Origin of the sequence: Hyphomonas johnsonii MHS-2 (genome assembly GCF_000685275.1) — a bacterium.
Classification (GTDB): Bacteria; Pseudomonadota; Alphaproteobacteria; order Caulobacterales; family Hyphomonadaceae; genus Hyphomonas; species Hyphomonas johnsonii.
On record NZ_ARYK01000001.1, the window covers coordinates 194,819 to 217,390 of the forward strand.

At 62.3% G+C, this 22,572-nt stretch carries 24 protein-coding genes, 2 tRNA genes and 2 rRNA genes; 17 read left to right on the forward strand and 11 right to left on the reverse strand.

The window, feature by feature from the left end:
• The first annotated feature begins 35 nt into the window (after positions 1-35).
• From HJO_RS00995 to HJO_RS01005, 3 genes are all read left to right on the forward strand, one after another.
• Positions 36-2,809, forward strand: a 23S ribosomal RNA gene (locus HJO_RS00995).
• A 97-nt stretch (positions 2,810-2,906) separates the two neighbouring features.
• Positions 2,907-3,021: ribosomal RNA gene (rrf, locus tag HJO_RS01000) — 5S ribosomal RNA — on the forward strand.
• 181 nt (positions 3,022-3,202) lie between these two features.
• Positions 3,203-3,279: transfer RNA gene (locus HJO_RS01005), tRNA-Met, on the forward strand.
• A gap of 119 nt (positions 3,280-3,398) precedes the next feature.
• Here HJO_RS01005 and gdhA read toward each other — a convergent pair.
• Complete coding sequence (gene gdhA / locus HJO_RS01010; RefSeq protein WP_035612614.1) at positions 3,399-4,754, reverse strand: NADP-specific glutamate dehydrogenase; 1,356 nt, start codon at positions 4,752-4,754, stop codon at positions 3,399-3,401.
• 402 nt (positions 4,755-5,156) lie between these two features.
• Here gdhA and HJO_RS18515 point away from each other — a divergent pair, with 402 nt between their 5' ends.
• Positions 5,157-5,264: a NepR family anti-sigma factor gene (locus tag HJO_RS18515; protein ID WP_162173741.1), complete on the forward strand. Its 108-nt coding sequence runs from the start codon at positions 5,157-5,159 to the stop codon at positions 5,262-5,264.
• A gap of 75 nt (positions 5,265-5,339) precedes the next feature.
• Here HJO_RS18515 and HJO_RS18045 read toward each other — a convergent pair whose 3' ends face one another.
• Together HJO_RS18045 and HJO_RS01020 are read right to left on the reverse strand one after the other, a co-directional pair.
• On the reverse strand, positions 5,340-5,477 hold the full coding sequence (locus HJO_RS18045; protein WP_241764643.1) for an entericidin A/B family lipoprotein: 138 nt from the start codon (positions 5,475-5,477) through the stop codon (positions 5,340-5,342).
• 81 nt (positions 5,478-5,558) lie between these two features.
• Entirely contained in the window at positions 5,559-6,224 is a 666-nt protein-coding gene (locus HJO_RS01020) for a TetR/AcrR family transcriptional regulator (RefSeq protein ID WP_162173742.1), read from the reverse strand.
• 141 nt (positions 6,225-6,365) lie between these two features.
• Here HJO_RS01020 and HJO_RS01025 point away from each other — a divergent pair, with 141 nt between their 5' ends.
• A complete protein-coding gene (locus HJO_RS01025) occupies positions 6,366-7,601 on the forward strand; it encodes an HlyD family secretion protein (protein ID WP_162173743.1) in 1,236 nt (411 codons plus the stop codon).
• A gap of 1 nt (position 7,602) precedes the next feature.
• A complete protein-coding gene (locus HJO_RS01030) occupies positions 7,603-9,192 on the forward strand; it encodes a DHA2 family efflux MFS transporter permease subunit (protein ID WP_051617932.1) in 1,590 nt (529 codons plus the stop codon).
• A gap of 71 nt (positions 9,193-9,263) precedes the next feature.
• On the opposite strand, the gene HJO_RS18050 is transcribed toward HJO_RS01030, so the two are convergent.
• On the reverse strand, positions 9,264-9,437 hold the full coding sequence (locus HJO_RS18050; protein ID WP_035612622.1) for a DUF1328 domain-containing protein: 174 nt from the start codon (positions 9,435-9,437) through the stop codon (positions 9,264-9,266).
• Between the two features lie 208 nt (positions 9,438-9,645).
• Between HJO_RS18050 and HJO_RS01040 the strand changes: the two genes are divergently transcribed.
• Together HJO_RS01040 and HJO_RS01045 are read left to right on the forward strand one after the other, a co-directional pair.
• Positions 9,646-10,497 carry a diacylglycerol/lipid kinase family protein gene (locus HJO_RS01040; RefSeq protein ID WP_035612626.1) on the forward strand — a complete coding sequence of 284 codons (852 nt, stop codon included), beginning with the start codon at positions 9,646-9,648 and terminating at the stop codon, positions 10,495-10,497.
• Positions 10,497-11,291 (forward strand): metallophosphoesterase family protein, encoded by a 795-nt coding sequence (locus HJO_RS01045; RefSeq protein ID WP_035612628.1) that lies wholly within the window; start codon positions 10,497-10,499, stop codon positions 11,289-11,291. Before HJO_RS01040 ends, HJO_RS01045 begins: the two co-directional genes overlap by 1 nt.
• Here the strand turns inward: HJO_RS01045 and HJO_RS17430 are convergent.
• The 3 genes from HJO_RS17430 to HJO_RS01060 are packed head-to-tail and all read right to left on the reverse strand — an operon-like array spanning position 11,288 to position 13,782.
• On the reverse strand, positions 11,288-12,919 hold the full coding sequence (locus HJO_RS17430) for a sensor histidine kinase (protein WP_156945370.1): 1,632 nt from the start codon (positions 12,917-12,919) through the stop codon (positions 11,288-11,290). The genes HJO_RS01045 and HJO_RS17430 overlap by 4 nt on opposite strands.
• Positions 12,920-12,977: 58 nt before the next feature.
• Positions 12,978-13,580: a sigma-70 family RNA polymerase sigma factor gene (locus HJO_RS01055; protein WP_035612630.1), complete on the reverse strand. Its 603-nt coding sequence runs from the start codon at positions 13,578-13,580 to the stop codon at positions 12,978-12,980.
• A gap of 10 nt (positions 13,581-13,590) precedes the next feature.
• Positions 13,591-13,782 (reverse strand): NepR family anti-sigma factor, encoded by a 192-nt coding sequence (locus HJO_RS01060; protein ID WP_035612633.1) that lies wholly within the window; start codon positions 13,780-13,782, stop codon positions 13,591-13,593.
• A gap of 165 nt (positions 13,783-13,947) precedes the next feature.
• On the opposite strand from HJO_RS01060, the gene HJO_RS01065 reads away from it, so the two are divergent.
• A complete protein-coding gene (locus HJO_RS01065; protein WP_035612636.1) occupies positions 13,948-14,742 on the forward strand; it encodes a response regulator in 795 nt (264 codons plus the stop codon).
• 13 nt (positions 14,743-14,755) lie between these two features.
• On the opposite strand, the gene HJO_RS18320 is transcribed toward HJO_RS01065, so the two are convergent.
• A complete protein-coding gene (locus tag HJO_RS18320) occupies positions 14,756-14,893 on the reverse strand; it encodes a hypothetical protein (protein WP_156945371.1) in 138 nt (45 codons plus the stop codon).
• A gap of 81 nt (positions 14,894-14,974) precedes the next feature.
• Entirely contained in the window at positions 14,975-15,736 is a 762-nt protein-coding gene (locus HJO_RS01070; protein WP_051617936.1) for a Crp/Fnr family transcriptional regulator, read from the reverse strand.
• Between the two features lie 122 nt (positions 15,737-15,858).
• On the opposite strand from HJO_RS01070, the gene HJO_RS01075 reads away from it, so the two are divergent.
• From HJO_RS01075 to HJO_RS01085, 3 genes are read left to right on the forward strand one after another with little or no spacing between them, the layout of a single operon-like run.
• Positions 15,859-16,161: an ElaB/YgaM/YqjD family protein gene (locus HJO_RS01075; protein WP_156945372.1), complete on the forward strand. Its 303-nt coding sequence runs from the start codon at positions 15,859-15,861 to the stop codon at positions 16,159-16,161.
• Positions 16,162-16,168: 7 nt separating this feature from the next.
• Positions 16,169-16,567, forward strand: a complete 399-nt coding sequence (locus HJO_RS01080) for a hypothetical protein (RefSeq protein ID WP_035612642.1) — start codon at positions 16,169-16,171, stop codon at positions 16,565-16,567.
• Between the two features lie 46 nt (positions 16,568-16,613).
• Positions 16,614-17,270, forward strand: coding sequence for a hypothetical protein (locus tag HJO_RS01085; protein ID WP_035612644.1), 657 nt, complete (start codon positions 16,614-16,616; stop codon positions 17,268-17,270).
• A gap of 10 nt (positions 17,271-17,280) precedes the next feature.
• On the opposite strand, the gene HJO_RS01090 is transcribed toward HJO_RS01085, so the two are convergent.
• Both HJO_RS01090 and HJO_RS01095 read right to left on the reverse strand, forming a co-directional pair.
• Positions 17,281-18,948 carry an MFS transporter gene (locus HJO_RS01090; RefSeq protein ID WP_035612646.1) on the reverse strand — a complete coding sequence of 556 codons (1,668 nt, stop codon included), beginning with the start codon at positions 18,946-18,948 and terminating at the stop codon, positions 17,281-17,283.
• A 62-nt stretch (positions 18,949-19,010) separates the two neighbouring features.
• A tRNA-Gly gene (locus HJO_RS01095) sits at positions 19,011-19,084 on the reverse strand.
• A 94-nt stretch (positions 19,085-19,178) separates the two neighbouring features.
• Between HJO_RS01095 and crcB the strand changes: the two genes are divergently transcribed.
• From crcB to HJO_RS01120, 5 genes are read left to right on the forward strand one after another with little or no spacing between them, the layout of a single operon-like run.
• Positions 19,179-19,562: a fluoride efflux transporter CrcB gene (gene crcB, locus HJO_RS01100; protein ID WP_035612649.1), complete on the forward strand. Its 384-nt coding sequence runs from the start codon at positions 19,179-19,181 to the stop codon at positions 19,560-19,562.
• Positions 19,559-20,599: an RluA family pseudouridine synthase gene (locus tag HJO_RS01105; RefSeq protein WP_035612652.1), complete on the forward strand. Its 1,041-nt coding sequence runs from the start codon at positions 19,559-19,561 to the stop codon at positions 20,597-20,599. Before crcB ends, HJO_RS01105 begins: the two co-directional genes overlap by 4 nt.
• Positions 20,599-21,267 carry an HAD-IA family hydrolase gene (locus HJO_RS01110; protein ID WP_035612654.1) on the forward strand — a complete coding sequence of 223 codons (669 nt, stop codon included), beginning with the start codon at positions 20,599-20,601 and terminating at the stop codon, positions 21,265-21,267. Before HJO_RS01105 ends, HJO_RS01110 begins: the two co-directional genes overlap by 1 nt.
• A 35-nt stretch (positions 21,268-21,302) precedes the next feature.
• Entirely contained in the window at positions 21,303-21,794 is a 492-nt protein-coding gene (locus HJO_RS01115; RefSeq protein WP_035612656.1) for a hypothetical protein, read from the forward strand.
• Positions 21,795-21,838: 44 nt separating this feature from the next.
• A complete protein-coding gene (locus tag HJO_RS01120; RefSeq protein ID WP_035612659.1) occupies positions 21,839-22,561 on the forward strand; it encodes an ATP12 family chaperone protein in 723 nt (240 codons plus the stop codon).
• The last annotated feature ends 11 nt before the right edge of the window (positions 22,562-22,572 follow it).

Here is a 22,572-nt window from a genome sequence, read left to right on the forward strand (position 1 = left end):
GTATGCGTTTTTCACTGCACATGGGTTTCAAAAACGATCAAGCGTCAAAAGGGCATCCGGGGGATGTCTTGGCGGTAAGAGGCGATGAAAGACGTGGCACTCTGCGATAAGCACCGGGGAGGCGAGAGCACCCTTTGATCCGGTGATTTCTGAATGGGGAAACCCATCTCCGAGATGTTGGATAATTCGAGCGCTTCGGCGCTCGACCTGTCTGACATTTCACTAGTGAGATATTTTAACCTGAATACATAGGGTTAAAAAGCAAACCCAGGGAATTGAAACATCTAAGTACCTGGAGGAAAGGACATCAATTGAGACTCCGTTAGTAGTGGCGAGCGAACGCGGACCAGGCCTGGTCTGATACAAGGCGAAGCATCTGGGAAGGTGCGCCATAGTGGGTGATAGCCCCGTAGCCGTAAAATGAAGACCTTTTAGAGTAGGGCGGGACACGTGAAATCCTGTCTGAACATGGGGGGACCACCCTCCAAGCCTAAGTACTCCTTACCGACCGATAGTGAACAAGTACCGTGAGGGAATGATGAAAAGCACCCCGATGAGGGGAGTGAAACAGATCCTGAAACCGGATGCCTACAAGCTGATGGAGCCCTTAGGGGTGACATCGTACCTTTTGTATAATGGGTCAGCGACTTAGTGTTGCGTGCAAGCTTAAGCCGTTAGGTGTAGGCACAGCGAAAGCGAGTCTTAATAGGGCGAATGAGTACGTAGCATTAGACCCGAAGGCAAGTGATCTAGGTATGGGCAGGCTGAAGGTGCAGTAACATGCACTGGAGGGCCGAACCGTTGAGCGTTGAAAAGCTCTCGGATGACCTGTGCCTAGGGGTGAAAGGCCAATCAAACTTGCTGATAGCTGGTTCTCCGCGAAAACTATTTAGGTAGTGCGTCACGATGAGACTCTGGGGGGTAGAGCACTGAATGGGCTAGGGGTCCTCACCGGATTACCAAACCTTCTCAAACTCCGAATACCCAGAAGTTATGCGTGGCAGACACACGGCGGGTGCTAACGTCCGTCGTGAAGAGGGAAACAACCCAGACCGCCGATTAAGGCCCCCAAGTTATAGCTAAGTGCGAAACGATGTGGAGGTGCTGAGACAATCAGGAGGTTGGCTTAGAAGCAGCCATCCTTTAAAGAAAGCGTAACAGCTCACTGATCAAGCGCCTCTGCGCGGAAAATGTATCGGGACTAAAGTTATACGCCGAAATCGCGGGCTCAGTAATGAGCGGTAGCGGAGCGTTCCGTAAGCCTGTGAAGGTGAACCGTGAGGTTTGCTGGAGGTATCGGAAGTGAGAATGCTGACATGAGTAGCGACAAAGAGGGTGAGAGACCCTCTCGCCGAAAGACCAAGGGTTCCTGCGTAAAGTTAATCTGCGCAGGGTTAGCCGGCCCCTAAGGCAAGGCCGAAAGGCGTAGTCGATGGGAACCACGTTAATATTCGTGGGCCAAGGGATGAGTGACGGATTTCGAAAGTTGTATTCTCTTATTGGATTGAGAATGCGGCCTGGAAGTCCCAGGAAATAGCCTCCCTATTAGACCGTACCCGAAACCGACACAGGTGGTCAGGTAGAGCATACCAAGGCGCTTGAGAGAACTATGTTGAAGGAACTCGGCAAATTACCTCCGTAACTTCGGGAGAAGGAGGCCTCACATTGGGCAACCAGTGCTGAGGGGCACAAAACTGGGGGTTGCGACTGTTTATCAAAAACACAGGGCTCTGCGAAGCCGCAAGGCGACGTATAGGGTCTGACGCCTGCCCGGTGCCGGAAGGTTAAAAGGAGAAGTGCAAGCTTTGAATTGAAGCCCCGGTGAACGGCGGCCGTAACTATAACGGTCCTAAGGTAGCGAAATTCCTTGTCGGGTAAGTTCCGACCTGCACGAATGGCGTAACGACTTCCCCACTGTCTCCAACATAGACTCAGCGAAATTGAATTCCCCGTGAAGATGCGGGGTACCCGCGGTCAGACGGAAAGACCCCGTGAACCTTTACTACAGCTTCACAGTGGCATTAAAGAATATATGTGTAGGATAGGTGGGAGGCTTTGAAGCATGGTCGCCAGATCGTGTGGAGCCAACCTTGAAATACCACCCTTGTCTTCTTTGATGTCTAACCGCGCCCCTGGATGGGGCCGGGACCCTGTGTGGCGGGTAGTTTGACTGGGGCGGTCGCCTCCCAAAGTGTAACGGAGGCGCGCAATGGTAGGCTCAGAGCGGTCGGACATCGCTCGTTGAGTGCAATGGCATAAGCCTGCCTGACTGTGAGATCGACGGATCGAGCAGAGTCGAAAGACGGTCATAGTGATCCGGTGGTCCCGAGTGGAAGGGCCATCGCTCAACGGATAAAAGGTACTCCGGGGATAACAGGCTGATGATGCCCAAGAGTCCATATCGACGGCATCGTTTGGCACCTCGATGTCGGCTCATCACATCCTGGGGCTGGAGCAGGTCCCAAGGGTTTGGCTGTTCGCCAATTAAAGTGGTACGTGAGCTGGGTTCAGAACGTCGCGAGACAGTTTGGTCCCTATCTGCCGTGGGTGTTGGAGACTTGAGAGGATTTGTCCCTAGTACGAGAGGACCGGGATGAACACACCTCTGGTGGACCTGTTGTGGCGCCAGCCGCATTGCAGGGTAGCTATGTGTGGACTAGATAACCGCTGAAAGCATCTAAGCGGGAAACTAACCTCAAAACCAGGTCTCCCTGAGAGCCGTGCAAGACCAGCACGTCGATAGGCTGGGTGTGGAAGCGCAGCAATGCGTGGAGCTAACCAGTACTAATTGCTCGATAGGCTTGATCGTGAAACTCGTGTGTAGTGTAAAGCGCATCGCTATTGCTCATACATCGTCTCGAAACGACATATTGGTTTCTTCTTGCATCCTTGCTGGTTTCCGCCGACCCGGTGGTTATGGCAGGGGGTCCCCACCCGATCCCATCCCGAACTCGGTCGTTAAGCCCCCTTGCGCCAATGGTACTACGTCTTAAGGCGTGGGAGAGTAGGTCGCTGCCGGGTCCGCAGAACCCAGCGAAGATGCATCTTGCAGACAAAAATCTTTCCATTACTTCGAACAGCCGTCTCGCGACGGCTTGCCGTGACGGACCTTGGTCCACACGGCTCATGTCCGGCCTCAGCCTGGAACGGCGGGCCGGATTTGCATTTCAGGGCCTGGTCCCTTAAATGCTTATACAGTTGACGCGGGATGGAGCAGTCCGGTAGCTCGTCAGGCTCATAACCTGAAGGTCACAGGTTCAAATCCTGTTCCCGCACCCAAACAGGCCCCTGATTTCTTTGCGGAAATCAGGGGTTTTTTTTGATTCCGGTTCCGGTGGCCTCGCTTCGGCGGTGCCTGCGAGCCGTCAGTCAGACTTGGCCGGCCGCCGCATTGGGTCTCAGACGACACCCAATGCGCGCATGGCTTCGGCCACCTGGACGAAGCCGGCAACATTGGCGCCAAGTATATAATTGCCGGGCTCGTCATACTCTTCCGATGTCGCGTAGCAGCGATCGTGGATATTGTTCATGATCTCGCTGAGGCGCTGCTCGGTCTTCTCGAAGCTCCAGCGATCACGGCTGGCGTTCTGTTGCATTTCCAGCGCCGATGTCGCCACCCCGCCGGCATTGGCCGCCTTTCCTGGCGCAAACAGTACACCGGCATCGTTGAATGTCCGGATCGCTTCCGGCGTGCAGGGCATGTTGGCGCCTTCAGCGACTGCGATGAGGCCGTTGTTCACGAGCCTGGTTGCATCCTCGCTGGAGAGCTCGTTTTGCGTGGCGCAGGGCAGGGCGACGTCGCACGGCACGTTCCAGATGGATCCCTTGCCTGCCGGGATGAACTGTGATCCTGCTCCCTTGATGCGGGCGTATTCGGACACCCGTTCGCGCCGCACTTCCTTGATTTCCCTAATGAGGTCGAGGTCGATGCCGCGTGCGTCTGTCACGTAACCATCGCTGTCCGAACACGCCGCGATCGTCGCGCCAAACTTCAGCGCCTTTTGCATGGCGTAAATCGCGACATTGCCTGAACCCGATACCGAGATGCGCTTGCCCTCCAGGGTCTGGCCGCGTGTTTCCAGCATGCGTTGCACGAAGTAGACGGTGCCAAAGCCCGTCGCTTCGCTGCGGGCGAGCGATCCGCCATAGCTGAGGCCCTTGCCGGTCAGCACGCCGGCCTCATACCTGTTGGTCAGTCTCTTGAACTGCCCGAACATGTAGCCGATCTCGCGCCTGCCAACGCCGATATCGCCGGCTGGTACGTCGGTATATTCCCCGATATGCCGCCAGAGTTCCGTCATGAATGACTGGCAAAAGCGCATCACCTCGCGGTCAGACCGCCCTTTGGGATCGAAATCCGAGCCACCTTTTCCGCCGCCGATCGGCATGCCACTCAGCGCATTCTTGAAGATCTGTTCAAAGCCCAGGAACTTCACGATCCCTACATTGACCGAGGGATGAAATCTCAGGCCGCCCTTGTAGGGGCCGAGCGCGGAATTGAACTGAACCCTGAAGCCGCGATTGATCCTCACCTGGCCAGCATCATCGATCCACGGGACGCGGAATATGATCTGGCGTTCCGGTTCGCAGATCCGCTCGATGAGCGCATCATCCAGGTAATCCGGGTGCTTCGAGACGACTTTCCCCAGGCTTTCCAGCACTTCCTTGACGGCCTGATGGAACTCGGCTTCCCCGGGATTCCGGGATCGTACCTGATTTAGGATTGTGGCGAGGTTTTCGTTGAGTAAGGCCAGGGGTGTCTCCTTCTTCAGTGCAGTGCCGATTACGCATCGTTTGAGCGGTCATGCTGTTCGTGTGGCAAAGTAATCTGCGTGAACAAAGAGCTATCGCTCGTATTGTCGCGCGTCCTGTCGCCGCAGTTTGACTGGAACGGCGTGGCAGCGGCCTCGTCCTTACGCGCGCGGTCGCACATAAACAGGCCCCTGATTTCCTTTCGGGAATCAAGGGCCTGTTTTTGATTCTGCAAATGTTGTTTTGACTTTACGCTTTTGTGTTGTGACAAATCAGGCCTATACTGGCACTTAACGTGTCTTTAGTTCCGGGTGGAGGGACGCACCGTGGGCGGCCAGAGTGGCGAGAACAAACCTGGAATGGGCGCGCCGCGCCGGCCGTCTCGCTGGCTTGAGCAAAAGCGCATGTCGGACGCATTGCGCACGGCCTACGGGGATGTGGTGAACGAACCTGTTCCCGACAACCTGAAACACCTCATCCAGACGATCCGGCAAAAGTCTGCCGGCAAATAGGCCGGACACAGAAACGCACGCCGGCATTCCTGCCCGCGTGCGTGCCCGTTGTATTCGATTTCCCCAGTGCAGGAATTACTTGGCGTTGTTTGCGGCGTCTTCGATTGAATCGCCGGTTGCTTCCACATCCTGGCCAACGCCCTCGATCGTGTTGCAGGCCGAAAGGGCAAGCACGAGCGCCACAACACCGAAAATCTTCATCATGTTCAACATAGGTAGGGTCTCCTTCCGTTTACCTCACCTACGAACGCGCTTGGCGGGCCCGTGTTCCCGGCTTTCGTTCCACGAACGAATTCAATGACCTGACTCGGGTACCTTCATGCGAACGATGCCGTGCAGGAAGCACTGGACGGCCAGGTCGATCGAGTCATCGATCTGTTGCTGGTCAGGCTTGATGCTGCTGTCCATCAGCGCCCGGTTGACCAGGCCAGCGCGGGCAATTTCGAGGAACATCATCGCCGTGCGTTCGGCGTCATCGATCTCGATTTCTCCCGCTTCGGCGCGGTCGGTCAGGTAGGCCGCAAGTTCGGCGCGCATGCGTTCCGGCCCGCGCCGGAAGAACTCTCGCGGGATATCCGGAAACTTGCGGGCCATGCCGATCAGCAGCCGGTATATTTCCAGCGACTCAGGCTCCAGCAGCTTGCTCGCAAATTGGCGCCCGATGCGCCGCAGGCCGACTTCGACCGGCGAATGGGATGAAAGTTCGACCGACATGGTGGCCGTCATGTCCTTCACGCGATCATCAATCATGGCCAGGAACAGGCCCTGCTTGTCGCCGAACTGGGCGTACAGCGTCGACAGGGATCCGCCTGCGCGCTGCACGATGTCCGACATGCTGGCAGCTTCGTACCCTTGTTCGACAAACACCTCCCGCGACGCCTTGAGGAAGGCCTTGCGTCGCAAATCACCCCGCGAGGCGCCCCGATCGGCGGGTTCGGCAGTCCTGGGGTCTGTGGTCATTGCGGGTCTGTAGTCCTCTTTCGTGGCAATTTCGTCGAAATGCACCTTGAATCCGTAATTGACATTACACATTTTTGGCGTGTAATCAATATTACGCTTTTTGGATGCACTGTCCTCCCACCTGCGATCGAGGTTGCCATCATGGCGCTGAAGCCATTTCCCGCCGCGCCGACCGCGGTCGAGCCGCTCGCCAAGACGGGGCCGACGGTCGAAGCCAGCAATGATGTCGAGACCGCGCAGGACGCGCCGGCCAGGCCGGATTTCCGCCGCTATGCCGTCATCGCCCTGGTCGCCGTGCTTGCCGTGACAGGCCTCTGGAAGGGGGTCGAATGGTGGACCACAGGGCGGTTCGAAGTAACCACCGACAATGCCTATATCCGCGCTGATATCACCACCGTGTCTTCGAAGATCCAGGGCTATGTCGACCGTGTCGCGGTGACGGACAACCAGGCCGTGAAGGCTGGCGACCTCCTCGTCGTGCTCGAGGACGCAGATTATGCCGCCCGCCTGTCGGAGGCCGAAGCCGCGCTGGCCCAGGCAGAGGCAATGGCGATCCAGGCACGCGCCGATGTCGCCGCACGCAAGTCCGCCGAGGCGTCTGCCCGGGCGGCCATATCCGCGCAAAGCGACCGGCTCGCGGAAACCCGCGCCGCCGCCGAGTCGGCGAAGGCAAACGCGAAACTGGCCGAGGATGAACTCGCCCGCTACACCGAGTTGACCGCGCGCGGCCACTATCCGGCTGCCGGCCTCGATACGGCACAGGCCAAGGCCGACGCTGCGACAGCCGAGGCAACCCGCGCCAATGCCGCGATCACGACCCAGGCCAGCCAGCTCAGCGTGTCGAATGCCGGCCTCTCCCAGGCCAGCCAGAATGTTCAGGCCGCCGAGGCCGCAGTCGCCGGCGCAGATGCGCAGGTGCTTGCCGCCAGGGCGCGCGTCCAGGGCGCGCGCGTCGATGCCGGGCGGGCTGAAATCCGGGCCCCCATCTCTGGCGTCATCGCCAACAAGGTCGTGTCGGAAGGGCAGCTGCTCAATGCCGGCCAGCAGGCCATGTCGATTGTTCCCGTCGAACAGGCCTATGTCATCGCGAACTTCAAGGAGACGCAGGTCGAACACATGCGGCCCGGCCAGAAGGTAGAGCTGCACGTCGATGCCTATTCCGACATGAAGGTCGAGGGCACGGTCCAGTCGCTCGCGCCGGCGTCGGGTGCCCAGTTCAGCCTGATCCCGCAGGATACGGCGACCGGGAATTTCACCAAGATCGTGCAGCGCGTGCCCGTCCGCATCGCCATTTCAAGGGAAGCGCTCGACACCGGGCTGATGCGCCCCGGCCTGTCGGTGGAGGCGGTCGTCAACGTCAAACCGCCAAAGGCGTGAGATGAGCACGACCGCGCCGACCGGCTTGGCGGGAGAGCCTCCAGCCGCCAGCGGCAAGGTTCCCATCACGCTTCACATCGGATTTTTCGCGATGGTGATCGGCATGTTCATGTCGATCCTCGACGTGCAGATCGTCGCCAGTTCGATCCGCCAGATCCAGGCGGGCGTGTCGGCCAGCAGCAGCGAGATCGCGTGGGTCCAGACGGCCTACCTGATTGCCGAAGTGGTGGGCATTCCATTGTCGGGATACCTCAACCGCGCCCTCGGCCTGCGGCGACTGTTCATCATCTCAGCAGCCAGCTTTACGGGCGCCAGCATATTGTGTGCGCTGTCATGGAACCTCGATTCCCTGATCTTCTTCCGTGTTATCCAGGGATTTGTCGGGGCGGCGATGGTGCCATCCACGATGGCTGCCGCCTTCACGCTGTTCCCGGGGGGGCGGTCGATGACCCAGCAGGTCATGATCGGCATGGTGGCCACCCTGGCGCCGTCGATCGGGCCGACGCTGGGCGGATGGATCACGGGCCACATGAGCTGGCACTGGCTGTTCCTGCTGAACGTCATTCCCGGCATAGCCGCCGTGACCCTGGTCTGGCTGTTCGTGCCGCGGCAAAAGGGCGAGGCACACCTGCTGCGCAAGATCGACCTTCTCGGCCTTGCCAGCATGGCGATGATGCTGGGCGTTTTCGAATGGGTGGTCGAGGAAGGGCCGGCTGAAGGGTGGACGCAGAGCAGCGTGATCGTCCGCTGGAGCTTCTACGGCCTGATCGCCGCAATGATCTTCTTCTACCGTGCCTTCAAGGCCAGGAACCCGATCGTTGACCTGACCGTGTTTCAGGACAGGAACTTTGCCTCGGGCGCAATTGTCGGCTCGGTGGTCGGCTTTGTCCTCTATGGATCGGTCTATGCCCTGCCGCTTTTCCTCGGCCAGGTGCAGGGCTATTCCGCGCTCCAGATCGGCGCCATCATGAGCGTGTCGGGCATGGCCATGTTCATCGGTGGACCCATCGCCGGCGCGTTGACGCGCCGCTTCGATCCGCGCCTCATCCTGGGCGCGGGCCTGATCCTGATCACAATCGGTGTCGCCGGCAATGCGCAGATGACCCATGAAACGGGGTTCAACCAATTGTTCTGGCCGCAGGCCATTCGCGGCGTCGGCCTCATCCTGACCATGGTGCCGACAACCAATCTGGCACTCGGCACACTGCCGCCGGAGCGTGTCGCAAACGCATCAGGCCTGTTCACCGTTTGCCGCAATCTCGGCGGCGCCGTCGGGATCGCGTTCCTGAACACGCTGCTGCTGCGCTACACGATGCTGCATGAACAGGATCTCGGGGCCGGGATGAGTCCCGCGCGGCCTGAAGTGCAGGCCTGGCTGGCGCAGGCCGCAGCCCGGCTGCAGGCACTCGGTGTCGCCGATCCCGAAGCGTCAGCCTACATGCAACTCGGCATGCAGGTGAAGATGCAGGCGCTGGTCATGACCTACAACAATCTCTTCATGGCGATGGCAATGTCGTCGGCAGCGGCGTTTTTCATCGTCTTCTTCCTGCGCAAGCCGACACCCGCAGCGGCCCCCGTCGCCGCCCACTGACTTGCGCGCAGGAAAAAGGGCGCCCGAAGTGGCGCCCTTTTTTTTGAGTATGAATGTCCGTCCAGCCCTGGCTAGACGACGTTCTTGCCTTTCACGGCGCGTGCAACAAACGTCAGGACGAGCAGCGCGAGGAACACGAAGAACAGGATCTGTGCGATGCCTGCCGATGCGCCTGCGAGGCCGCCGAAACCAAGTGCCGCTGCGACGATGGCGAAGATGAAAAATGCGAGAGCCCAACCGAGCATGATGTGTCTCCTTTCAGGTTAGCGGCAATGATTGCCGTCGCAGGAACAACCCGGATGCCCTGCCTCCGGTTCCTGAAATTTTGTCCGGAACCAGGGCGGCATGGTTGCGTTGATTATCAAACCTGGATGGCGATCCACTCCCTGCAATCCATGCAGGCGGCTGCTTTGCCCCGGCATGCGAAACATTTGAAACCAGGTGGGGCTCCCATTGAAGATCAGCGCACTGATAAATGCCGATTCTGGCTCCACGCCGGGCGATTCGGAAAGCCTGCTGCGCGCTGCGCTTGAAGAAATGGGCCTGGCCGCAGACGTGCAGCCGGTCGAACCGCACCAGCTTCGGCGTGCGGTCGACTCCGCGCTCCAGACGCGTCCGGATGCGCTCATCATGTGGGGCGGCGACGGCTCAATCGCCTGCGCGCTGTCGGCAAGCGGGCCATCAGGCCCGCCTGTGTTGGCACTTCCGGGCGGGACGATGAACCTTGTCCACAAGCGCCTTCATGGTGACGTCTCTGACTGGAAGGCGATCCTGCAGGCAACGCTCGCCAACCCTGTATCACGGCCATTTGCGGCCGGCTGTGTCGGCGAACGGCAATTCTACGTCGCGGCGATGGTGGGCAAGGTCACCAACCTTGCCGCACCGCGGGAAGCCGCCCGGCGCGGTGAACTACTGAAGGCGGCAGAAATGGCGGTCCAGGCAGATGCGATGAGTGTCGAGCGCCGCCTGACGCTGCTGGCCTCGCACGGGGAATGGCGACAGGCCTTCAACGCGGTGGCGGCAGCGATTGTCGTCGGCGCCGGACAGGAACCGAAACTGGAAGTCGCTGCCATCGACCCGAATTCCACCCTGGACTGGCTGGCGATCGCATTCGACGCGCTGATCCATGGCTGGCGAGAGGCAGAATCAATCGACCTGGACGAAACCCGGACCGTGCAGATCACGGATGTCGAGGGCCTGGTCGTTCCCGCAACCATCGACGGCGAGGTGCTGGAGCTGCCGAGCGGTGCGACGGTGACACTGAAGCGGCATGCGGCAAACGTATTGCGCGCAAGGCCGGCCTGATGCGCATTGTCCAACTTGCCGACCTGCATTTCGGGGCGGAGAATATTGCCGCCATTCACGCGGCCTCCACCCGGATCGACGAGATGAACCCTGACCTGGTTGTCGTCAGCGGAGACATGACGCAGCGCGGCAAGCACAGCGAATTCCGCGCCGCGCGCAAATGGGTCGACGCCCTGTGCAGGCCGACTCTGATCGTGCCCGGCAATCATGACACGCCGCTGCTCAACATGGTGTCCCGCGCCAGCGGGCCGTTCCAGCGGCATGACAGCTATTTCGACGCGCACGCGGCGCCCCTGCGGTTCGGGAATGTCCGCGTTGATGGCCTGAACACAGCGCGTGGCTGGCAGGCGCGCAGCAACTGGGCCGAAGGGTCGGTGCGCCTGTCGCAGCTTGAATCGATTGCATCACATCAGGTGGCTGAGGGCACGGTGAGGCTGCTGGCCTGTCACCATCCCTTCCGCTCGCCCTCTGGCGCGGCAATGCGCACGCGCACGCGCCGCGGCGAGCGGGCCAGCGAACGCCTGGCCGAAAGCAATATCTCGGTCCTCCTGACGGGACATGTCCACACCCCTCATGCCGAACTGATCCGTGAAAATACCGGCACCTACCTGGCAGTGACTGCCGGCACATTGTCGACCCGCACCCGCGCGGCACCGGCCGCATTCAACTGCATCCATGTGTCAGCCGGCGCAGTTGCAGTCGATGCCCTGGACTTCGACGGCCTTGCCTATGCGTCACGCCCGCTGGGCAGGTGGAAATTGTCCGAATTCCGGAACGCTGTGTCGCGGGCCTAGGCCTGGTCCGGCATTATCAGGATCAGCTTGCAGCCGTTCCCCGGGCTCGTCTCGATCGTCAGGTCGGCGGCCAGCTGGCGTGAAAAGGCGCTCATCAGCTTTGATCCGAGGCCGGAGCCGTTATTGCCGCCAGACAGGATTTCGGGATCATACCCGCGTCCATCGTCTGCGATTTCCAGCCGCATGCCGCCCTCGAAGACGTCCAGGGATGTCCTGATCCGTCCGCCTGTGCCGTCAAAGGCGTACTTCATTGCGTTGGTGATGGCTTCGACGACGAACAGCGCCATCGGAATGGCGTCATCGGCCGGGCGCATCACGTCGGCATAGGCCTGCTCGACGGCGATTCCCGAATCCTCCATGCCAAGCGCCTCGGAAAGGTGTGACACCAGCCCCGTGAGGAACGGCCTGAGATGGACCTGTTCGAGGCGTTCGTTCTGGTAGAGCGTCTGGTGGACGATCGCGAGCGCGTCGATCCTGTGGCGCGCAGCCGATATCGCTGCCTTGGCCTGCGGGTCGCGCAACTGGCGGCCCTGCAGGTTGAGAAAGCTGGTGACGATCTGCAGGTTGTTCTTCACGCGGTGGTGAATCTCGCGGACGGCGGCATCGCGGCTGGCAATGGCCAGCTTCAGGTCCTTGTCGCGCTCGCCGATATCCTTGGCCATCACGTCCATTGCCCGGGCGAGCTTTGCGATTTCGTCCGGGGCCTCGTCAAAGGCGCGCCCGGCATTGAACTGATAGCGCCCGGCGCCATAAACCCGCACCGTCCGTGTAAGGCGGGAGATCCAGGCAAGGACAAGGGAATCAATCGCCAGCCACACAGCCAGCAGTGCCACCGAGAAAGTGATCAGCGGCAATCCGATCGAGGATACCGGCCTCAGCGTGAAGTCGCTCCAGATTCCCGGCGACGCGCGCGAGATCGCCGCGAACAGGTTGCCTTCCCCGACCGGCTTGATCACCACGTCCAGCGAGCCGGCTTGCGGTTCGTGCAAAACGAACAGCTCGGCGGTCCGCGACTGCTGGACCTTTTCGACCCATTCCGGATCAATGGAGCTGAAGCGCGACGAGCCGAAAGTCTCACCGCGATCATCGAGAAGGGCGACATCGACTCCGGCCGGGAGGAGGTAGGCGTGGGGAAGTGCGGCCAGTTCGTCTGTCTGCAATTCCACGCCGATGGATCCGGCATAGGCGCCGTCAGCCCCGTCCTGGCGCAGCAGGACAGCGAAGATCCACTGCTTGGTCTTGTCATCGAAGAACGTGTCGCTCCGGATCACGCGTTCGCCGCGCTTGAGGCGCTCGTTCCAGTTCTGGTTGGACAGGGCTTCGCTGGCGTTGCCGACCGCAGAACAGGTCGGACGGCCCTCGGTGTCGAAGGCGATGATGTTCGAGATGGCTGGCAAGTGCGGTGACAGGCGCTTGAAGATGCCGGAACACTGGCCGTTGAAAACCTGGGTCTGGTAGAGGCTCAGCAGAAGGGACGCTTCCTGGATCGACTGCTCCACGCCGTCGATGGCAGCATCAGCGACCAGCAGCAGGTTGGCGCGCCGTTCGTCCATCCCCTTGTTCGCGTCGAGATAGGCCGAAATCACCGACAGGACCAGGATCGGGGTCAGCGCAGCCGCGAGCGTCATCACCAGGCGCTTGCGCAGCGACCCGGCTTTTTTGCGATTTGCAGGGACTTCTGGTGATTCAGACTGTTGGGGCACCGGCTATCTCGTCTGCTTGTTTCATGATGTCGTCGAACGCTTTGTCCGCTGACATGCCTGAATCAGAACTATAGCCTGCTTGGTTGGTTTCCAGTATTTCCACGACCGCTTTTCGTGCCCGCGAAACGCGGCTCTTGATGGTGCCGACAGCGCAGCTGCAGATTTCGGCGGCCTCTTCATAGGACAGCCCGCCTGCGCCGACCAGGATCAGTGCTTCCTTCTGATCGACCGGAAGCTTTGCGAGCGCATTGCGCAGTGCCAGCAGCTCGAGCGTGTCGGTCGGATTGTCGTTAGACACCAGTGTGGCTTCGGCCACTTCCGGGTCCAGTGGCTGGCGTCTCCAGCTGCGGCGTTTTTCCGAATAGAACGCGTTACGCAGGATGGTGAACGCCCATGCCTTCATGTTCGTACCGGCGACAAAGCTCTCACGCGCATTCCATGCCTTCAGCATCGCGTCCTGCGCCAGGTCGTCCGCGGCGGTTGCATCCCGGCACAGGCTGCGGGCGAACGCGCGCAGGTGCGGGATCAGCAGCGTCAGTTCCTGTTTGAACTCGCTATCGTCAAGTTGGGGGTGTGGTTGTGTCATTGGCCCTCGTTCACTCGTCACTCGACGAGGGTTTCCGCGGCAGCTTTTTCTCGGCTTCTTCCAGGAGTTTCAGGAAATCGTCTGGAACGTCTTCCCGCGCCACCTCTTCATAGAGCTGACGCAACTGGTCACCGATTTTTGCACCACGACGCTTCAGGTCGGCGTCATTTTTCTGCCGACCCGCGTGCTTTTTTTCGTTCATTGGCTGGACTCTGGATTCGATCAATTAATTGTACCTACTGTGCAACTCACATAGCTGAACAGGCGGGGCGCGTAATGGTTCCACCAAAACATTTTTTTTTGCACTTGCTTGCAACCTTTTCCCGCCCCACGCTTTGGTAACCCGCAATTGATCAAGAGGGTTTCAATGAATTTGGTTCAGAGCTTTGCGCCACACCTGCCGTTTCTGCGTCGCTATGCGCGCGCCCTGACAGGAAGTCAGGCCAGCGGCGATGCCTATATTCGTGCCTCGTTGCAGGCGCTTGCCGAAGACCCCGAACAGATTGATCGTGACGCGGATGCGCGCACGGCGCTGTACCGGTTCTTTCATGTCATCTGGGGTGGCACGGGTGCCCGCCTCGATCGCGCCGGCGACGGGTCTTCCACCGTGGCCGACGAGCGCCTCCAGGCGCTGGCACCGATCCAGCGCCAGGCATTCCTGCTGACCGCGCTTGAGGGCTTCAGCGCGGCGGAGGCGGCCTATATCCTGGGCGTCACCGAAGCCGAACACGCCGATCTCGTGCGCGCCGCGCACCGCGAGATCGAGGCAGACCTGTCCACGAAAGTGCTGATCATCGAAGACGAACCGATCATCGCTGCCGACTTGGAAAACCTTGTCCAGGATCTCGGCCATGAAGTCACCGGCAATGCCACCACGCGGTCCGAGGCCGTCAGCATGGCCAAGGCCAATCCGCCAGGGCTGATCCTCTGCGACATCCAGCTCGCCGATGGGTCGTCCGGGATTGATGCGGCGCATGACATTCTTGATGTCATGGACGTGCCGATCATTTTCATCACCGCGTTCCCGGAACGCCTGCTTACAGGCGAGCGGCCGGAGCCGACCTTCCTGATCCCGAAGCCGTTCCAGGAGAACACGGTCAAGGCCGCCATCGGCCAGGCCTTGTTCTTCAACCCGGCACGGACACCCGGCGTCGCTGTCTAGGCGCGGCGCCGCTTCAGATGAAGATCGCCAGCAGGATGACCATCCCGAGCAGCGCAATGACGATGCCGAAGCCGAGTGTGCTGGGCATTCCGGCAATGCGGGTGCCCTGACGGGCGTCTTCCTTGGTGATGTTCTGGTTCTCGTCGGTCATGGCGTGTCTCCTTTGCTAGGGGATTCACGCGCCATTCGCCGGCTTGTTCCAACACGTCGCAGCAAAAACCTGCGCGTCGGTTCAGACGACCTTGCTCGGAACGTCCGGCGTGTCTTCGCTGAACCGGGAATAGTCCAGCTTGCGCAAGTGCAGGTAATCCGGATCGAAGTGGGACAGCCGGGCGAGCCGCTGCCGGTCGCGGATCAGCACCAGGCCCCGATGCTCTTCAATCAGTCCGGCCGACCGCATTGCAGACATGGTGCGCGACACATGGACCGGCGTCAGGCCAAGCGCGTCGGCCAGGTCGACGCGCGTCAGCGGCAGTGACAATTGCTCTGCATTGCTGCCGAGCGCGCCATTCATGCGGCGTTGCAGTTCCAGCAGCAGATGACCGATCCGTTCGCGCGCTGACCGGCGCCCGAGGCGCACGGCCTGCTCGCGCAATATCGATTCCTCCTGCACGGCGGCCCACCAGAACGCTGAAGACACCTCGCCGGATTCCCGCATTTTCCGGATGAACTTCTGGGGGCTGATGGACAAGATGCTGACATCCGTGAGGGCGGAGACGCTGTGATCGGCTTCCATGCGCGCCAGCGCCTGGAGGTCGAAGATGTCGCCCGGCAGCATGAAGTTCACGATCTGCCGGCGGCCGTCCTCGAGGGTGCGGAAGCGCGTTGCCCAGCCGGTCGATATGATGAACAGGGAATCCGTGATCTCGCCGACCCGGATGATGTCGGCACCTGCCTTGAAGTGCCCGGGCTTGGTGCCGATGTCCTGTATCACATTCCAGACCTTGTCTGGAATGTCCGAATACTGAGCCAGGCGATTGCGGAAAGCGTGCATTCTGCACAAACGCCGGCCGTGTCGGCCGGTTCCGCGCGCGCACCGCTTTCTTTCGGCGTCTGGCGATGGAACCGGAGGGCCCCCGGATCGTTGGTGTACCGTCATTTCAAAAGGAGCATATGATGAGCACCACCACCGCCACGGGGGCGAAAAATGCCTCCACGGATACCGAAGTTGAAGCCCTGAAGGCGGACATTGCCGCTTTGCGAGGCGACCTGAAACAGGTCGTTTCCGACATTCGCGGTATCGCGAAGACCAAGGCGGAAGCCGGCGTCGACCGCGGCGCCGAACTGGCGTCCAAGGCGACCGAGCAATTGGGTGAAACCCGGACGGTTGTCGAAACGCGGATCCGCGAAAATCCGTTGACCGCGATCGGGATTGCATTCGGGGCGGGCCTCGTCCTCGCGATGCTGCGCCGGAACTAGACAAGCGATGGATTCCACGAAACTCAGACTCATGGCGGCGGCCGCCGGGCTGGTCTTCGGCCTGGGCGGCACGTTCGCGCTGTGCGTCGCGCTGACACTGGCGCTCGCCACCTATCTGGGCATGGTGGGCGCCTGTTTCACCGTGGCCGCCCTGATGCTGGCGGCGGCGTGCGCATGCCTTTACATCTTCCTGGACCCCGGCCGGTCATCGGCGGACGAAATCGAGGATATCGAGGAAGCCACCGCCGATGCACTGGCCGATCTTCCCTTCGACGCCCTCAAGTCCCTCGTTGAAAAGCGGCCGCTGACCGTGGCCGCGATTGCGATGGTTGCGGGCTATTCCCTGGTCCGCGATCCTGCAAGCGTCTCGCGTCACATCCAGAGATTCATGGTAGGCTTGATCTGACCCGGCGCCTTGCCGGGCAGGTTGATCTGTTGCCTATCGGAGTCCCATGCGTTCTGCCCTGCTCATATTTTCGGCCCTGACGGCGGGTATCGCCCTCGGGCGCAAGTTTCTCGCCGGCAAGGTCACGGACCGCAAGAACAAGGCGATCGAGGCTGCGGCCGTCGAGGCGCGCGAACGCATCCGGAAGGAGGCGCACACGCTGCTGACGGCCAGCTTCGCGCATTTCGCTGTCGCGACCGGCATCAAGGCGCTGATCCTTGGCGCGGTCTGGCTGGTCTGGCGTGTGCACGGCCTCACCGATGCGCAGGTGTCGCTGACCGTGGCAACCTGCCTCGTCCTCTTCCTGATCCGCGACATGTGGGTGATCTACCCGACCGCCCGCTTCGTGCTCAGCACCCTCGTCCGCAATGGCTGGCATCCGAAACGCGCCCTCGGCGAAACCGTCGCGGCGCTGGTATTCGAGCAGGTCCTCGTGGAAGCAAAATCCATTCCCCCGACACGGTCGCATACTTTGCTGCTGGCACTGGCCGGCCACAATCGCGACGTCCTGCACCAGGACATCGCGGGCGCCGTGGCCGATGTCGCGCGCCAGTCCTCCTGGCCGGACCTCAAGCCGTTCATCCTGTCCGCCATCCTGAAGACCGTCTCCCTGATGCTGATCTACAGTGTCCTGGTCACCGTCATCGTCGCGCAGGTTCGCTGAGGCGGCCGCGTCAGTTGCCGCGCGTCGGATCGGTCATCGACGCGGCCGGCTCGTGGAATGTCCGCGCATGCAGGGTCACGTCGCCGGTAGGGTGGCGCTCCAGCATCCGGTGGATCCTCGGGGGATGGCCGGGCAGCAGCAGGTCACGCAGGCGCGCCGTCACCAGGCCATCTTCCTTGGTCCGCCGCTGCGAGCTGCGGACATAGTCCAGCCAGGTCGGGAACTGGTAGCGCTCGGTCCAGACACGCGGGTCCGACAGGTCGCGCAGCAGCGTCCATCCCCGCGCGCCGTCGCGGCGGCACATCCGGCGCCGCTCGATCATCTCTGCCATGAAGGCGGGAATCCTGTCCTCGGCGATCATGTAGTCGATCGCGATCACGACCGGCCCGCTGCGCGATTCGACCGGCACGGCGGTTTCGGGCTCCTGCCAGCGGTCGAGCGGGTCGAGATCCAGGTTCTCAGCCCCCGGCAGCGGCAGGGCGAAGGCGGCCAGAAGGCCCACGCCCTGCACGGCGCTGGCGGTCAGCAGGGCAGGGCCGGCCCCGGCCCAGTCGGCAAGCCAGCCGAGCAGCGAACTGCCGGCCACCATGCCGCCGAACGCCACCATCTGGTAGACGGCGACGCTGCGCGCCACGACCCAGCGCGGGGCGGCGATCTGCACGGCGACATTGAAACTCGCGAGGGCCAGCACCCAGCCGGCCCCGGTCAGGAACAGGGCGGGCAGGGTGAACCACAGGCTGCGGCTGAGGCCCGTGGCGGCCGTGCCCAGGGCCAGCGCCAGAGTCGCAATCAGGATGATGCGATTGGTCGTTTGCGATTTCCTCAGCCGGCCCATCGCAAAGGCGCCGGTAATCGCACCGAAGCCGAACGCGCCGAGCAGGGTGCCGTAGATGATCGCGCCGCCGCCGATCAGGTCGACGGCAATGATCGGCATCAGCGCCGACACGCCGGTCGCTGCAGGAACGAGGATGATCGAACGCAGCAGCACGGCGCGGATATGCGGTGACATCGCGGCATAGCGCAACCCGGCCGAAATCGCGCTCAGCGTGCCTTCGCGTGGCAGGGTCCGGGTCTCGACCGGCCGCTTCCAGCGTATCAGCACGACGATCAGGCCGAGATAGCTGATCGCGTTCAGCAGGAAGGCCGCCGCCGCGCCCGCCGCGGCCACGATGGCCCCGCCGATCGCAGGCCCGACACTGCGGGCAACATTGAATCCCATGCTGTTATACGCGATGGCCCCCGGCAACAGCTTGCGGGGCACCATGTCGCCGACCGATGCCTGCCACGCCGGGCTGTAAAAGGCCGAGCCGCAGCCGATCAGGAAGGTGAAGGCCAGCAGCAGCAGGGGTGTCAGCAGCCCGGCCCAGGCGAAATAGGCCAGCCCCAGCGAGGCCACCATCATGAACACCTGCGCCCACAGCATCACCAGCCGGCGGTCCCGGCTGTCAGCCAGCGCGCCGGCCCACAGCGAGAACAGCATGATCGGCAGCGCCGTCGAGGCCTGCACCAGTGCCACGTCCTGTTTCGAGGTCGACAGGGTGGTCATCAGCCAGCCGGCGCCCACGGCCTGCACCAGCCGCCCGAAATTCGAGGCCAGGCTGGCGATCCACATCTGGCGAAATATCGAGACGGAGAAGGCAGATCGGGGAATGTCGGGGGCGGCGTCGGACTGGCTCATCTGCAACCATGATAGGCACACCGCGCCGTTCAGCAACAACCCATTGCGAATCCGGAAAAATCTGGAGCGGGTGAAGGGAATCGAACCCTCGTATTCAGCTTGGGAAGCTGCTGCTCTACCATTGAGCTACACCCGCATCACCGGCGTATTAGAGCCGGATCGCGCGGCCGTGCAAGTGCCATTGCCATTCGCGCTGGCAGTTTCGGGCCGTCCGGCGTAGAAGGCCCGCCATGAACGGATTTCTTGCAGTTGCAGCGGGCGGCGCCATCGGCGCAGCGCTACGCCATGGAGTCAGCCAGGTCAGCTTGCGCCACCTGCCGCAGGGCTGGCCGCATGGCACATTCACGGTCAACATCATCGGCAGCCTTGCAATGGGCGTCCTCATCGGCTGGCTGGCCCTCAAGGCCGAAGGCATCAGCCAGACAACCCGCCTGTTCCTGGCCACCGGCGTGCTCGGCGGCTTCACGACCTTCTCGGCCTTTTCGCTGGAAGTGGCCGAATTCATCCGCTCCGACAATGTCGGCAAGGCGTTCGCCTATGCCGGCCTGTCGCTCGCCCTCGGCGTGTCGGCGCTGTTCGTCGGTCTCTGGATTGCCCGGAGGATGTTCGCATGAGCGGCCAGATCATCACCGAGACCGTTACTGACAAGGAAGAAGGCACGCGCCTCGACCGCTGGATCAAGCGCCGCGTGCCGGCCACCCAGGGCCAGGTCGAGAAATGGCTGCGCACCGGCCAGATCCGCGTCGATGGCGGCCGCGCCAAGGCCAATATGCGCCTGTCGGCCGGTATGGCCGTGCGCCTGCCGATCCTGGATGGCGAAGCCCCGGTCCGGCGCGACCCGGCGGCGAATGCCACGCAAAAGGACCGCGAATTCCTCGAAGAGCTGATCCTGTACCAGGACGACGAGATGATCGCCCTCAACAAGCCGGCCGGCCTCGCCGTGCAGGGCGGATCGGGGCAGGGGCGCCACATCGACGGCATGCTGCCCGCCCTGTCGGAAGGCGAGCATCGCCCGGTCCTCGTCCACCGCCTCGACAAGGACACGTCCGGCGTCCTCCTGGTCGCCAAGCACCCCGCCGCAGCCGCGCGCCTCGGCGACCTCTTCCGCAGCCGCGACATGAACAAGGTCTACTGGGCCGTCACCGTCGGCGTGCCCAACCCGCCCTTCGGCCAGATCCGCTGCTGGATGGTCAAGGGCGTGCCCGACGACCGCGAGGAAAGCGGCTGGCGCCCGGTCAGCCCCCACGCCAAGCGCCGTGATGCCGACCGCGAGCGGATGATCCGCAGCGCGCAGGGCGTCGAGGGGGCCAAGCATTCGATCACCGATTACGCCGTCATCTCCACCGCCGGCCAGAAAGCCGCCTGGGTCGCGATGAAGCCCGAGACCGGCCGCATGCACCAGCTGCGCTTCCACATGCTGGAAATGGACACCTCGATCCTCGGCGACTTCAAGTACAAGAGCCGCCGCGAAGTGCCCAACGGCCTTGCCGCCGGCCTGCACCTGCACGCCCGCGCCCTGATCATCCCGCGCCAGACCGGCAAGCCGATCACCATCATCGCGCCCCTGTCGCCGCACATGAAGCAGACTTTCGAAACGCTGGGCTTCCTCGAGCAGGAAGCGGGCAAGAACCCGATGGCGCCCTTCGTCTGATGCTTCGCCTCGCGATCTGGGACATGGACGGCACGATCGTCGACAGCCGGGACGTTATCCAGACGGCGATGACCCGTGCCTTCGAGGTGCAGGGCCTGACGCCCCCTCCCTATGACGCCACCCGCAGGATTGTCGGCCTCGGCCTGAGGGAATCCTGCCAGATTCTTGCGCCGGATGATCTCGGCCCGGAGCGCGTCGACGCGCTCGTCGAGGCCTATCGGGACGCTTTCATCGCCCGCCGCACCGACCCCGATTTTCGCGAACCGCTCTATGACGGCGCCATCGAAACCCTGCAGATGCTGCGTGACACGGGCTGGCTGATCGCCATGGCGACGGGCAAGTCCCGGCGCGGCATCCGGGCGATCTTCGAGATGCATCCGCTGGAGTCCTATTTTGATACAATCTGGTGCGCCGATGACGGCCCCGGCAAGCCGCACCCGTTCATGGTCGAACAGGCGATGGGCGCGCTCGGCGCGGAGCCTCACCAGAGCCTGATGATCGGCGACGCGATCCACGACATCCACATGGGCCGGGCTGCCGGCGTGCGCACGCTGGGTGTCAGCTGGGGATTCGGCGCCGCCAGCGAACTCAGCGCTGCCGGTGCAGACGAAGTCCACCACACCTATGCGACGCTTGCGGGCAGCCTCGGGCAATTCGGTCAGGCCTGACGGAACATTCCCGCGCGCCGTGAGTTCTGATCGGCATGGGCGATGAGACACATCCGGGCAGGCACTATGAAATCCGCAGCTGGCACGTCGAAACCGGCGTCGTTGCAGCGGCCTGTCTAGCGCTCGGCACATTCCTCACCGTCGAGCCGATTCTCAACCGGGCCAGGGTCGCCCAGCCCGCCGACCGCTTCACGCAGGCCGATTTCGACGCTTTCGACCGCGAGTTCGAGCTTGACGGCGTCACCTGCGAAGTCGGCCTCGCCCGCGATAAGCTCTGCCTCGGCAAGTCTCCCCTGGAAGCCGAAATAAAGCGTGGCCATGTCCTGCCGCACCACATCCCCGTGATCGGCGCCGAGTTCCGGGTCATCGTCAACACACCCCTCAAGCGGCCCGGCCTGCAGACCGCCCGGTTCGGGCAAACCTTGGTCCTGATCGACCCGGAAAGCCGCAGGGTCGAAGACGTGCTGGACCTGATGGCACCCGACTATGTTGCCGCCCCGTCTGACAGGTCACCGCCCAAAGCCTGAATTGCCACTTGGAAGCCGGCGCCAGCGGGCCTAAAGCGTCCCGCATGACCAATTCCCCTCCGACACCCACACCGAAACGCTTCTACAAGCAGGCCGCCGCCGAACGCCTCGATGACGGCTGGACCGTCGCGCTCGACGGCCGCACGATCAAGACGCCGGCGCGCGCGGCGCTGCTGATTCCGTCGGAACGCCTCGCCCGCGCGATCGCTGCGGAATGGCAGGCCCAGGGCGACAAGATCGACCTTGCCGCGATGCACCTCACCCGGCTGGCCAATGTTGCCATCGACCGGACCGACGAGGTGCGTGACGAGATGGCTGACGAACTGGCGCGCTATTGCGAGACCGACCTCCTCTGCCACATTGCCGAGACGCCGCCGGAGCTGGCCGAAAGCGAGGAAGAACACTGGGCGCCGGTGCGCGACTGGGCGGGCGACACGCTCGGCGTCAATCTCGTTCCGGTGATCGGCATTGTTGCCTCGCCCCAGCCGGATGCCTCGCTTGATGCCGCCCGCGACCATGCGCTGGGCCTCGACGCCTTCCGTCTGACCGGGCTGGTCTACGCGGCTGGCCTGTTCGGCTCGGCGCTGCTGGCCCTTGCAGTCGAGCAGGGCGCCATCAGCGCCGAGGACGCCTACGAAGTCTCCCGCATCGACGAGGCCTGGCAGGCCGAGCACTGGGGCGAGGACGACGAGGCCAAGGCGGCGACCGAAGCGCGCCGCGCAGAGGCGAAGGCCCTCGGCGTCTGGTTCCGCGCGCTGCAGGACTGATCCGCCACCGG